This is a genomic window from Paenibacillus sp. FJAT-27812 (assembly GCF_001273905.1).
In the GTDB taxonomy this organism is placed as follows: Bacteria; Bacillota; Bacilli; order Paenibacillales; family Paenibacillaceae; genus Pristimantibacillus.
Window position 1 is genome coordinate 2,026,013 of record NZ_LIGH01000001.1, and the last position, 12,958, is coordinate 2,038,970.

General features: G+C 49.8%; 12 protein-coding genes. 2 read left to right on the forward strand and 10 right to left on the reverse strand.

Annotation, left to right across the window (positions count from 1 at the left end; translation table 11 throughout):
• Positions 1–57 precede the first annotated feature (57 nt).
• Both ADU23_RS08685 and ADU23_RS08690 read left to right on the forward strand, forming a co-directional pair.
• The gene (locus ADU23_RS08685; protein ID WP_053373370.1) at positions 58–423 is read left to right on the forward strand and encodes a MerR family transcriptional regulator; all 366 of its coding nucleotides are present in this window, start codon (positions 58–60) and stop codon (positions 421–423) included.
• Between the two features lie 20 nt (positions 424–443).
• Positions 444–761, forward strand: a complete 318-nt coding sequence (locus ADU23_RS08690; protein WP_053373371.1) for a thioredoxin family protein — start codon at positions 444–446, stop codon at positions 759–761.
• A gap of 469 nt (positions 762–1,230) precedes the next feature.
• Here the strand turns inward: ADU23_RS08690 and urtE are convergent, their stop codons facing one another.
• The 10 genes from urtE to mfd all read right to left on the reverse strand — a co-directional run bounded on the left by urtE (position 1,231) and on the right by mfd (position 12,944).
• Complete coding sequence (urtE, locus tag ADU23_RS08695) at positions 1,231–1,926, reverse strand: urea ABC transporter ATP-binding subunit UrtE (protein WP_053373372.1); 696 nt, start codon at positions 1,924–1,926, stop codon at positions 1,231–1,233.
• Positions 1,904–2,680, reverse strand: a complete 777-nt coding sequence (gene urtD / locus ADU23_RS08700) for an urea ABC transporter ATP-binding protein UrtD (protein WP_053373373.1) — start codon at positions 2,678–2,680, stop codon at positions 1,904–1,906. Before urtD ends, urtE begins: the two co-directional genes overlap by 23 nt.
• Positions 2,652–3,734: an urea ABC transporter permease subunit UrtC gene (urtC, locus tag ADU23_RS08705; protein ID WP_053373374.1), complete on the reverse strand. Its 1,083-nt coding sequence runs from the start codon at positions 3,732–3,734 to the stop codon at positions 2,652–2,654. The genes urtD and urtC overlap by 29 nt, the downstream gene beginning before the upstream one ends.
• A 21-nt stretch (positions 3,735–3,755) precedes the next feature.
• The gene (urtB, locus tag ADU23_RS08710; protein WP_053373375.1) at positions 3,756–4,661 is read right to left on the reverse strand and encodes an urea ABC transporter permease subunit UrtB; all 906 of its coding nucleotides are present in this window, start codon (positions 4,659–4,661) and stop codon (positions 3,756–3,758) included.
• A gap of 128 nt (positions 4,662–4,789) precedes the next feature.
• Positions 4,790–6,064, reverse strand: coding sequence for an urea ABC transporter substrate-binding protein (gene urtA / locus ADU23_RS08715; protein ID WP_053373376.1), 1,275 nt, complete (start codon positions 6,062–6,064; stop codon positions 4,790–4,792).
• A 342-nt stretch (positions 6,065–6,406) separates the two neighbouring features.
• Entirely contained in the window at positions 6,407–7,408 is a 1,002-nt protein-coding gene (locus ADU23_RS08720; RefSeq protein ID WP_053373377.1) for an ABC transporter substrate-binding protein, read from the reverse strand.
• Positions 7,409–7,539: 131 nt separating this feature from the next.
• Positions 7,540–7,788, reverse strand: coding sequence for an ABC transporter substrate-binding protein (locus tag ADU23_RS08725; RefSeq protein ID WP_053373378.1), 249 nt, complete (start codon positions 7,786–7,788; stop codon positions 7,540–7,542).
• A gap of 163 nt (positions 7,789–7,951) precedes the next feature.
• A complete protein-coding gene (locus ADU23_RS08730) occupies positions 7,952–8,191 on the reverse strand; it encodes a hypothetical protein (RefSeq protein WP_053373379.1) in 240 nt (79 codons plus the stop codon).
• Positions 8,192–8,280: 89 nt separating this feature from the next.
• Entirely contained in the window at positions 8,281–9,345 is a 1,065-nt protein-coding gene (locus ADU23_RS08735) for a peptidylprolyl isomerase (RefSeq protein WP_053373380.1), read from the reverse strand.
• Positions 9,346–9,416: 71 nt separating this feature from the next.
• Positions 9,417–12,944, reverse strand: coding sequence for a transcription-repair coupling factor (gene mfd, locus ADU23_RS08740; RefSeq protein WP_053373381.1), 3,528 nt, complete (start codon positions 12,942–12,944; stop codon positions 9,417–9,419).
• Between the last annotated feature and the right edge of the window lie 14 nt (positions 12,945–12,958).

Below are 12,958 nucleotides of genomic sequence, written 5' to 3' on the forward strand. Positions count from 1 at the left end.
ATTAATGTCACTGTTTATACTGATACTATACCATTCTCATAAACCCGGGGGCTTGCTATGAAAATTGGTGAATTATCGCGGACAACAGGCGTCAGCATTCGTTCTCTGCGCTATTACGAGCAGCAAGGCTTGATCACATCCGTCCGTCAGCCTAACGGTTACCGTGAATATACGCCTCTAACGATAGAGACGGTGGAGACGGTCAAGCTTTATTTGAATCTTGGCTTAACGACGGAGCAGATTGCCGGTTTTCTTACTTGCGTGCTTCAAAATAAAGAGGCATTTTGCACTGAAGTGATGCCGGTTTACCGCAAAAAGTTGGCCGAAATCGAGCGGCAAATTGTTGAGCTGAACCAAATTAAAGCGAATTTGATCGACCGAATCGCCTTTCTTGGACAGCAAGAGCAAGGAAATGATGAATAGGAATAAGGAGGGAAATACAGATGGCCATTATGAACGCGGAATCAGACAGCATGCTGAAGTCGATCGTTAGCGAGGGCGTCGTTCTTGTCGACTATAGCGCGCCTTTTTGCCCGCCTTGCAAGACACTGCTCGGAGTATTAGATGAGCTCGACCAGGAGATGAACGGCAGAGTCAGTATCGTGAAGGTGAATTGCGAGGATTTGCCGGCATCCGCCTCAGAAGCAGGCGTGTTAGGCACGCCGACCGTTATCGTCTATAAGGATGGGCAGGCGATGGATAAGCTGGTCGGGCTGCGCCCCAAATCTCTTTACCAAGCGGTAGTCGAAAAGCATTTGTAAAATCACGCTGTATCAGCGCCCCAACTGAAACTCGCAAGGGGACAACGAAAACGCATCATTCTTCAGTCCTCTTGCCGTAAGCAGGGGCGCATGACTTGCAGCAGATGCTAGCCTCCGGGCGATCTGTTGCTCCAACGGACAGAGAACACCGCTGCCTGAATAATGAACAGGAAAACCTCCTGTTAAATCAAGAAATATCCGGCGAAAATCAGCTTTAGATGGATTTTCTCCCGCTAATTCTCTATCCCTCACCTCGCTTGATGCGTTAACGCTCATTTTAACTGGAGATTTTCCAGCTAAATGCTCGGTCCATTCTTTTACTGAAAAATTAGCTGGAGAAATTCCCGTTATTTGTGCCGAGCTGCAATAATTCGAGGTACAGGCGGGGTTTGAGTTACTGAAGACATGCCAAACGAGCCTTAGAAGCGATTCTAAGGCTCGTTTTCCATTGTTTTAAACCGAACCAATCTTATACCGTCAAATATTTGCGAATAACCTCATCGCTCAGCGACTCCAAGCCGCCTTCCCATACGACCGCGCCCTTCTCAAGCACGTAGAAGTAGTCGCCGACGCTCTTCACAAACTCCAAGCTTTGCTCCACCAGCAGAATCGCCGTCCTGCCATCGGCTTTAATCGACCGAATAACATCCCGTATATCATCTACGATGGAGGGCTGAATCCCTTCGCAGGGTTCATCGAGCAGCAGCACCTCGGGTTTTGAGGCAAGCGCCCTTGCGAATGCAAGCTGCTGCTGCTGCCCGCCGCTGAGATCACCGCCGCGGCGCGTGTACATAGTCGGAAGCACCGGGAACTTGGCGATTGCCTCCTCCGGAATAGCGGCAGCCTTCGACCGCGAGGCTTCGAGTCCGAGCAGCAAGTTTTCATAGACCGACAGCTGACCAAATATTTCGCGGCCCTGCGGCACGTAGCCGATTCCGCTTTTTGCCCGCAGCCCCGGCGCCTTCTTCGTCAGATTCGTTCCGTTGTACGATACGGAGCCTTCCCTTGCCTTCAGCAGCCCCATAATGCTTTTCATAAGCGTCGTCTTGCCGACCCCATTGCGCCCAAGCAGGCAGACAACCTGCCCTTGCTTCACCTTTAGCGATACGTCTCGCAAAATAATGCTTTCTCCATATCCGGCCTCAAGCTGTTGAACGGCTAACATCGGCATCCCGCCTTTTCCCCAAATACACTTCAGCTACGCGGTCATCCCGCTGAATCTCATCCATCGTGCCTTCCTTAAGCAGCCGTCCCTCATGCATGACCGTAACTTTGCTCGCAAAGTTGCGGACAAACTCCATATCATGCTCAACGACAACGATCGAACGCTTGCGGGCAATTTGATGAAGCAGCTCGCCCGTCTTATCCGTTTCCTTGTCCGTCATCCCTGCTACCGGTTCATCAAGCAGCAATATTTCCGGCTCCTGGAGCAGCATCATACCGATCTCCAGCCACTGCTTCTCGCCATGCGACAAACCGCCGGCCCGCCACTCCGCTTTCTTCTGGAGACCTATCATCACAAGCTGACCGTCGATTCGCGCGCGCTGCTCCTCCTCCATCTTGGCGAAGAGAGTGGCCAATACGCCGCGCTTCTGCCGCATGGCGATCTCCAAATTTTCAGCAACGGTCATAGACGGGAAGATCGAAGGCGCTTGAAACTTGCGGCCGATGCCAAGCTCTGCGATCTGATGCTCCTTCTTCTTCGTAATGTCCACCTTGCCCCCAAACGTTACCCGGCCTGCCGTTGGCCTCACCTTGCCGCAGATCACATCCAGCATCGTCGTTTTGCCGGCGCCATTCGGGCCGATCAGGAAACGCAGCTCGCCTTTTTCCAATTGCAAATTCATCCCTTGGATCGCTTTAAACCCGTCAAAATCAACCGTCACATCATCACACAGCAGGATTGCGGACTCCTTCATGCTTCGGTTCCCCCCTCTTTTTGCGGAATTTCAATTGGCTAACCAAACCCGCGACGCCTTTTGGCATAAACACGACGACCACCACGAACAGCAAGCCCATAAAGAACAGCCAGCCTTCGGGATACGCCGTACTGAACTCGCTTTTTGCCCAGTTCATTAGAATGGCGCCAAGCGCTGCGCCAACGAGCGTTCCACGACCGCCAATTGCCACCCACAACACCATTTCTATCGAAGGCACAATGCCGAGCATGGACGGGGAAATAATGCCGACATGAAGCACGAACAGCATGCCTGCAATACCCGCAATTCCGGCAGAGATCGTAAACACCACCATTTGATAAATCGCTGGGTTGTAGCCAATAAATCGAACGCGGTTCTCGCCGTCGCGAATCGCGCGAAGCACTTTGCCGAAACGGCTGCCAATTACGAAACGACAAAATATGAATATGCCAATGAGTGCAGCGACCGTAATATAGTAAAGCACGCGCTTCGTATCCGGTGAGCCAATCGAAAATCCAAGCACGGTAGAGTAGCCTGTTATTCCATTCGTCCCGCCCGTGAAGGCTTGTTGGCCAATGAGCAGCGTTGTCGTAATAATAACGAGCGCCTGCGTCAAAATCGTAAAGTACACGCCGCGAATCCGGTTGCGGAACGTGACATAACCAAGCACCAGCGCGAGCAGTGCAGGTATCGCAATTCCCATCGCAACCGCAAACCAGAAGCTTTGGAATGGCTGCCAAAACAGCGGAAGCTCCTTAAGGCCGCTCCAGCCCATAAAATCCGGCGGCCTCCCCCCGCTTGCTTCCAGCTTCAAATACATCGCCATCGCATACGCGCCAAGCCCGAAGAAAATGCCGTGACCGAGGCTTAATATCCCCGTAAAGCCCCATATTAGATCAAGCCCAAGCGCAACTATAGCAAAGGCTAGAAATTTCGCCAGCAGATTAAGCCGAAAATCACTTACAAAGAGCGGTGCCGAGAATAGCGCGGCAGCCGCAGCGGCATATCCAATCAGTATCCATATTCGCTGAGGCGTAAACTTTTGCAATCGCATGAGCGTCCCACCTTCCTTATCTTAATCAAGCGACCGCGAACGCATCGCAACGAGCCCCATTGGCTTCCATTGAAGGAAAGCCACTATGCAGACAAACACCAGCACCTTGCCAAGCGATGCATTCGTCCAATACTCAAACAGCGTATTGAACATGCCGATCCCCGTAGCACCTAGAACCGTTCCGACAAGCTTGCCGACGCCGCCAAGCACGACGACCATAAACGCGTCGACGATATAGTAGGTGCCAAGCGAGGGGCCTATTGGCCCGATCAGCGTTAACGCACAACCCGCGATTCCGGCAATTCCGGAGCCAATAGCAAATGTCATCGAATCAACCCGCCGCGTCGATACGCCAAGGCATGCTGCCATGTCACGGTTTTGCATAACCGCGCGCATCCTTCTTCCCTCGTGGCTGCGGTAGATGTAGAAATACATCGCCACCAAGCAGGCAATAACGAGTGCGATAATAAAAAGCCGTTTATAAGGAAGCAGAGTTCCATCCATAATCTTTAAGCCGCCGTTTAACCATGCCGGACTTGTAACCGCCACGTTTGGCGCGCCGAAGATCGACCTCGCAAGCTGCTGCAGCACAAGACCAACGCCCCATGTCGCAAGCAGGCTATCCAGCGGACGTCCGTATAAGAAACGGATAAGAGACATTTCGAGAATGAGGCCAAACAAAAACGCAATCGCAAAGCTAACCGGAACGGCGAGCACGAAATACCAGTCGAACATCGATTTTGGCAAATAATCATGGAATAGGTTTTGCGTTAAATAAGTGGAGTAAGCTCCAATCATAATCAACTCGCCGTGCGCCATGTTGATGACCTTCATTAAGCCAAACGTAATGGCTAGCCCAAGCGCCACCAGAAGCAAAATAGAGCTAATACTCAAGCCGTTAAATAGCTGCAGCAGAAACACTTCCATATGACCACTCCTTTCATGCATGAACATCAGCCGTCATCACCGCTTCGATAAAACAGAAGGGAAGCATTCGAAGCGATCGAATACTCCCCCATGTATTGCTGCGTATTAGACCATGACCTGCTTATGAATTATTCCGTTGGTTGAATGCTTGCCGCCCAATCATAACCCTTCAGATACGGATCAGGCTTAACAGCTTCGCCCGAATTCCACAATTCCTTGAATTGACCGTCAGCTTGCACCTCGCCGATCCGAACCGTTTTGTAAATGTGCTGTGTAGCGCCATCGATTTTCACTTTGCCTTCTGGAGCATCCCACTCCAGCTCTTTTGCCGCCTCCTTCACCTTATCCACTTCTATAGAACCTGCCTTTTCAACCGCTGCTGCCCATAAGTAAACCGCCGTGTAGCCAGCTTCGATCGGATCTGCCGTTACGCGCTCGTCACCGTATTTCTTTTTGTAGTTTTCGACGAACGTTTTGTTTGCTGGCGTATCCGTCGTTTGGTAGTAGTTCCATGCCGCCAAATGACCTTCCAGCACATCGACGCCGATACCGCGAATTTCTTCCTCTGCTACCGATACAGACAAGGTCGTCAAGTCCTTTGCCGTAATTCCTGCATCCTTCAATTGCTTGAAGAAAGCGACGTTGCTATCGCCGTTAAGCGTGTTGTATACGACATCCGGCTTTGCTGCTTTAATTTTGCTGATCAGCGTGCTGTAATCCGTGTGGCCAAGCGGTGTATATTCTTCGCCAACCAACTCGCCGCCTTCAGCCTTCAACTGCTCTTTGATAACGAGGTTTGCCGTGCGAGGGAATACATAATCCGATCCGAGCAAGTAAAACTTTTTGCCGCGGTTCTCAAGCAGCCACGAAACCGAAGGAACGATCTGTTGGTTGGTCGTTGCGCCTGTGTAGAAAATATTCGGGGAAGATTCAAGGCCTTCGTATTGCACCGGATACCAGAGCAAGCCGTTCAGCTCTTCGAATACCGGCTTCATCGCCTTACGGCTAGCAGATGTCCATCCGCCGAACACCGCCGCGACCTTATCCTCGGAGATCAGCTTGCGGGCTTTCTCTGCGAAGGTCGGCCAATCCGATGCTCCGTCTTCAAGAACGGGTACGATTTTTTTGCCCAATACGCCGCCAGCGGCATTAATCTCATCAATCGCCATCATTTCCGCATCGATTACCGACACCTCGCTTATGGCCATCGTGCCGCTCTGCGAGTGCAAAATTCCTACTTTAATTTCCCCCTCTGCGCTTGCTCCCGTATTTGCTGTATTTGTTGCCTTATCCGTTTCCCCATTCGTAGATGCTGGTTTGTTGTTACTAGCTCCACAGCCCGCCAATACTAGCGATAATGCCACAAGCAACAAGCTAAACTGATAAAACATTCTCTTTTTCATATTCCCACTCCCCAAATTGTTATATTTGTCTCTATATCCGAACAATCCCTTGGAATAGACTTCCAATGTTCGTGCTTTCATTATAGTTTGCCCATTATATGGATGTCAATATAGTTTACATATAAATTTTAAAGGATAAAATTTTATTGAAAAATGGGCTTTTTGGGGGATTTTTCTATGCTTAATGTTATGTATAATGACATTTTGGATAGATTACATTTTCATATATGATTGAAAACGGTAATTTATGATAGAAATTATGACATTAGGTTCTTGCGCGTAAAAAAAGCCCACCTCAAGGCTCATGCCTTAAAATGGGCTCGTACGATTATTCGATCACATTTATTTCTTGTTCTCTTCCGCACGCTTCACAAGCATGTCAACGAAGAGATCGATTTGTCCCATTATAGCAATGGGATCATAACGGTAGAACGTATCAAAATCATTATAGAACAAATTGTTGTTTTTGGACGCCTTAAGACCCCTCCATACGCCTGAAGCCTTCAATTTTTCCAGCTCCTCGCCCTTTTTCTCGGGGTCGTATGTCGTTAGGAACATATAATCAGCGCCATATTCCGGCAATGCCTCGAGCGACAATTGAATCGTTTGTTCCTCCGTGCTCTTACTAATATGCGGCATCTTCAGCTTCAAAGCGTTGTAGACGGCCTGACCGCCGCGACCCGCGTTGTCTCCAAAAATCCACAGCTCGCCTTTATCGGTTAGCTCGTAAAGGCCAAAGGTTGCATTCTCGTCTACGACTCCTTTAAGCTTCTCGCGGCCTTCAGCAGCTTTTTTATCGAATTCAGCAATAAACTGCTCCGCTTTATCCGGCGCACCTGCGATGTCGCCAAACAATTTTACCGTTTCATAAATATTCGTAGCCGTGCCGTAAGGAATATGAATCGTCGGCGCTATTTTAGACAAGGCCTCATAGTTCTCGTCATACATCACGACGATAAGGTCTGGCTGTAGCTCCAGCACCTTCTCTACGTTAACCGGCGCGCCTACGTCAGCTGCACCTTTAAGCTTCTCCTTCAGAAACGGATTATCGAAAGCGGTAGGCTCAACACCAATAACATTGGCGCCTACCGAAAGCAGCTCGCCTCCGTAATAATCCGTAACTATTTTTAGCGGCTTCACCGGAATTTCTACCGCTCCCTTTGCCGTTTCGTAACTGCGGAATTGTGCCTCAGGCGCTTCCGTTGCTGCCGGCGCTTCGCTCTCTTTAGGCGCGTTAGCAGCAGCATTGCCGTTTGTATTGTTCCCTCCGCCGCACGCGGATACAAGAACTGACAACATAAGGACAATAGCGCTAACGATCAAATACGATTTCTTCTTTAACATGGTGAGCCTCCCTATTTACGTTCAACGATTGATTCTTATTAATGATAATGGGAATCATTATCATTAGAAGTATATCAAATAGCGATAGCTGCCGTCTATAGATAAAAGTCACCTTGTCATATGGATTATTGTCACTTTTGATTTTGGCGAGAATGAAGCATATCGACGAGCATGTCTGTCAGCTTTTGCAAGGATACGCCATCATTCGCGAAACATTTCGTGACGGGTATCGCGTATACCCTGTCTTCTCTGACAGCCGGAAGGTTGCGCCAAGCATCGCTTGCCAACAACCGGTTTGTTTTCTCCATTCCGCCCTCTTCATAGATACTCACGACCATATGGTCGGCTGCATAGGCTGAAAGCTCGCCTGAAGCGATCATTTTACTTTTTCCCGCCTCAATTACATGCCGTTTTATTGAATTAGGAGCAGGAAGCCCCAGCACCTCATATAGTGCATACGCGCCGCGATCCTGCGTGCTAAGCGCAAAAACATTGCCATCTGCAATTTCATAAGCGCCTACGGTCTCATCGGACCGTAAAACCTCACTCAGCTAGGCGCAAGTCGGCAGATTCCGTGCTGGTCATGAACACCCTTGCTCCGGCATGGGCAAACAAGAGGCAGCCAAAGCTGAGCTCGGTGACGGAATCATTAATCGTCATCGTTCCACTGCCCTCGCTAACCATAAATAACGTAGGCGCGCCGATCTTCATCTCGGTTGATGTTCCAGGAGATTTCAATACGACAATCATCGCCTCACGCAGCAAATAGTGGTTTGTGTTCACCGTGCAATCAACCCTTACTTTACATATTTTCAGAAAAAGACCCCTTAACCAGCAGTTGGTTAAAGGGTCTAAATAACAGGTTGCTGCAATTATTTCGTTGCAGGCGCATCTGTCGCCGGTGCATCCGTTGCTGGAGTTTCACTGCCGGCAGGAGCATCGCTCGCAGGCGCGTCGCTTGCCGGAGTCTCTTCTTCCGTCTTAGGAAGCTTAATCACGATATCTTGCTTAGGAAGCTCGTCCGTCATGAACTTGTTCATAAGCTCATAGGAAATCGTGCTCTTAAGCTTGTCTTTGACCGTGTCGCTGATTTTGTCAAAAGCGGGTGCGTCACGTTTCTCTACTTTAATGACATGGTAACCAAACTCTGTTTCTACCGGATCGCCAGTAACGCCGATCTCTTGCTTGTACGCTGCTTGCTTAAAGCCTTCAACCCAGTCGCCGTTAATCTTGTCTGCATAGAGGCCGCCAGTTTCCTTGGAGCCTGTATCATCGGAGAAATCTTTGGCAACGGCTGCCCAGTCGCCGCCCGCATCCAGCTTAGCTTTCGCTTCTTTGGCACGCGCCAAAGCTGCTTCAGCCGTACGAAGCTCTTTGCCTTCTTGGGATGAAGGATCTTTTGTCGCTACCAAAATATGACGAACCGTAACTAGCGCATAGTTAACCGTGTTCTTTTCATACTCGGTTTTCATATCTTCATCTTTTACTTGGGAGTTCATATGTGCGACAACTTTAGATGTCAGCAGCAAATAGTTCTCCATATCTTTATCTTTTAATTTCTTCGCGTCAACAGCCGTTTTGAGCTCCGCATTATTTTTCAATGCATCTTTATATTGTTTCATTTGTTCTTTAACATCGGATTCAGCCTTTTTAACGGATTCCTCCGTTGCGCGGCTGCCTAAAATTTTGTAGGAAATATACTGTTGGAGCAACTGCTCCTTAAATTGCGGTATTTCGATAATTTGCGCGTACGTTGGCTGCATAACCGTAAATACATCCAAATACTTGTTGAATTCCGTATCTGTCACATTGCCGCCTTTATAGGTAGCAATTTCTGTCTTTTTCGCGCCGCATGCCGCCATAGTCATGACCAGCACAACTGCCACGATAAGCAGCGCGCCTTTGCGCCATGCCGATTTGCGTGAACTGTGTAACATGTTGAATCCCCTTTCATCTTTTGAGCTTGTTTGTATTGTATCAGAAAAGGGACGCATAAAGCGAATCTTGTCTATGGCGACACATTTTGCAATTCGTCCTTATATAGAAGAACATCCTTATAGGCCTGCAAAAATTGCTCGATCATATGAATCTTCTGCTCCATATTCAATCCCTTGCCGCGCAGCAAAATCGTTGGATTCGGCTCCTGCTCGCTGCCCTGCTTAAAGCGGTTCTCATGCTTCAAACACAGCTGATCCACCTTTTTCCGGTCAATCCGGCGCTTCTCCGAGGCAGCATAACGAAGCACCAGGTCATCCCCCTTGCCGCTAATCTGTTCAATGCCATACATCGTGCCGTATACCTTCAGCCTAGCTACAGCAAGCAAATTGCTAACCGCCTGCGGCAAATCGCCAAAACGATCCACTAGCTCATCAATCACATCATCCGCTTCATCAAAATTGCGAATAGCGGCAACTTTTTTGTAAATCTCGATCTTTTGGATGCTGTCATAAATGTAATCGGAAGGCAAATAAGCATCGATGCTGACATCAATAAGCGTGCTGACCGGCTTCTCTTCCTTCATTTCCTCGCCGCTCATCTCTGCTTTGCGCTTCGCAATCTCATCGGCCAGCATTTGCGAATACATATCGAAGCCGACAGAGGCAATAAACCCATGCTGCTCCGCGCCTAGCAAATTGCCCGCTCCACGAATCGATAGATCGCGCATCGCGATTTTGAAGCCCGAGCCAAGCTCTGTAAATTCCTTGATCGATTGCAGACGCTTCTCTGCGACCTCTGTAAGCACCTTATCCCTTTGGTACGTAAAATACGCATACGCAATGCGATTCGAGCGCCCTACGCGGCCACGTAGCTGGTAAAGCTGGGAAAGTCCCATTTTATCCGCATCATGTACGATTAGCGTGTTGACGTTCGGGATATCGACGCCCGTCTCAATGATGCTCGTGCTGACAAGAACGTCAGACTCGCCATCAAGAAAATCGAGAATCGTTTTCTCGAGCTCCTGCTCCGACATTTGGCCATGGCCGACCGCAACTCTAGCACCCGGAACGAGCGCATTAATTTGCTCCGCCATTTGGTAGATGCCTTGAACGCGATTATATAAATAGTAGACTTGACCTCCGCGCGCAAGCTCTCGCTCAATCGCCTCGCGTACGAGGGACGGGCTGTATTCGACTACATAAGTTTGCACGGGGAAACGATTCTCCGGCGGCGTCTCGATAACCGACAGATCGCGCACGCCTAGCATCGACATATGCAGCGTTCTCGGAATCGGAGTAGCCGTCAGCGTAAGCACGTCAACATTGGTTTTCAGCTTCTTTAGCTTTTCCTTGTGGGATACGCCAAACCGCTGCTCTTCATCGACGATAAGAAGCCCAAGCGACTTGAAAATAATATCCTGCGACAGCAAGCGGTGCGTGCCAATGACAACATCGACCGTTCCCGTCTTCAGTCCCTTCATCGTCTCGTTCTGCTCCTTGCGGGATCGGAAACGGCTAAGCACCTGAACGTTAATCGGATAACCCGAGAACCGCTCGCGGAATGTCTCGTAATGCTGCTGCGCCAAAATCGTCGTCGGAACGAGTACCGCTACTTGCTTGCTGTCCATAGCCGACTTGAAAGCAGCACGAATCGCAACCTCGGTTTTGCCGTAACCAACGTCTCCGCACAGCAAACGATCCATCGGCTGGGTTTTTTCCATATCCTTTTTAATCTCTTCTATAGCTCTCAGCTGATCGCGCGTCTCGTCATACGGGAACATGGCCTCGAATTCATTCTGATACGACGTGTCTTGTCCGAAAGCATAACCCGGCGCGGTCTGCCGCTCTGCATACAGCTTGATCAAATCATCGGCGATATCCTGTACGGAGGCTTTTACCTTGCTCTTCGCTCTCGTCCATTCGCTTCCGCCGAGCTTATTGACCTTCGGCTCCTTCTCCTCGTTGCCGACATACTTCTGAATCATATCGACTTGTTCGATCGGAACGGACAGCTTATCGCCGCCAGCATACAAAATATGCAAATAATCTTTATGAATGCCTGCTATTTCAAGCGTACCGATGCCTACGTATTTGCCGATACCATGATTATGGTGAACGACGTAGTCGCCAACCTTCAGCTCCGTGTAGCTCTTAATACGCTCTGCATTATCGACCTTCTTATCCAATCTTCTTGCTTTGCGCTGCTTCTGGGAGAACATTTCGCCCTCGGTAATAATGACGAGATGAGAGGAAGGCAGCTCAAATCCGGACTGCAAATTACCCTCAAGCAGGATAGGCGTCTCGATGCTATAGTCGTCGAGCACGCGGCGCATTCTCTCCATGCGCTCCGCGTTGCCGGCCAGCATCATGACGGTTGCGCCAGTTTTGCGCCAACGCTCCATCTCTGCCTTAAGGACATTCATTTGCCCATGGAAATTTTGCATCGAGCGGCTCGTCATGTTCAAAATATTTTGCGGCTGCGAATGCGGGATTTGCCTGAGGAACAAGGATAGAAATAGCGTCGGAAACGGTCGATGGTGCAAAATCTCCTCCGTATCGCGCGCAAGCGCAAGATCCGGCAGCGATTTGCCGTTTTGCAGCAAGTGCATGGACCATTCCGCCTCATCCCGCTCCAATTGCTTGGACGTCTCTATCAAACGCGTTGGCTCGTCTAGTATGAGAAGCGTATCGCTTGGCATATAGTCGAGAATCGTTTGCCGCTCGGGATATAGAAGCGAAATATATTTGTACATTTCCGGAAAATATACATGCTCGCGCAGCCGTTCAAGCTCTCCGCCCAGTTCCGTACGAAGACGCTCCTTCGCTGTGCGGTCGGTCATTTTGTCGAGCTGCTTCTCAAGGAGCTTCTGCGCATGATTAGCCGCAACCTCCATACGGTGTCCATCAGCCATCAGCTCTTGGCATGGCGGAACCACGTAGGACTCAAAGCGATCGGAAGAGCGCTGATCCGCAGGGTCAAAGGCGCGAATGGAATCAACGTCATCGCCAAACCATTCAATCCGGTACGCCTGCGAGGCCGTTAACGGATAGAAGTCGACAATACCGCCGCGAACGCTCATTTCGCCGCGCAATTCCACTCGGTCGGCTCTCGTGTAGCCAAGCGCTGTCATTTGTCTGAGGAACGCATCAATCGGCAGCGAATCGCCTATGCTCACTTCTATCTGCGCCTCAGCCATCACACTGCTTATTGGCAAATAGCGCCGAACCCCTGAGAAGGGCACGACAACAATCCCGCGATAGCCCTTGGATAGCTTGATCAGCACATCCATTCGCTGCGCTAGCGTCTCGGGACTCGAGATCGCCGCCTCTGCAGCAACCAGCTCATTCGCGGGATATAATAAAACATTTTCTGGTGAAAGACATTCCTGCAAATCCTCTGCAATCTTCTGCGCAGCGAACATATTATGCGTCACAACGAGCATTGGACGCTCTACATCCTCCTGCAGCGCAGCAATCAGCACCTGCCTGGAAGAGCCTGCGAGCCCAGATATCATCTGTTCGCGCATGCCTTTACGAATACCGGATATGACGGACTGAACGTCCGTATCCGCGGCAAAAGCATTAATTAAAGCTTTCAACGTTGCGACACCCC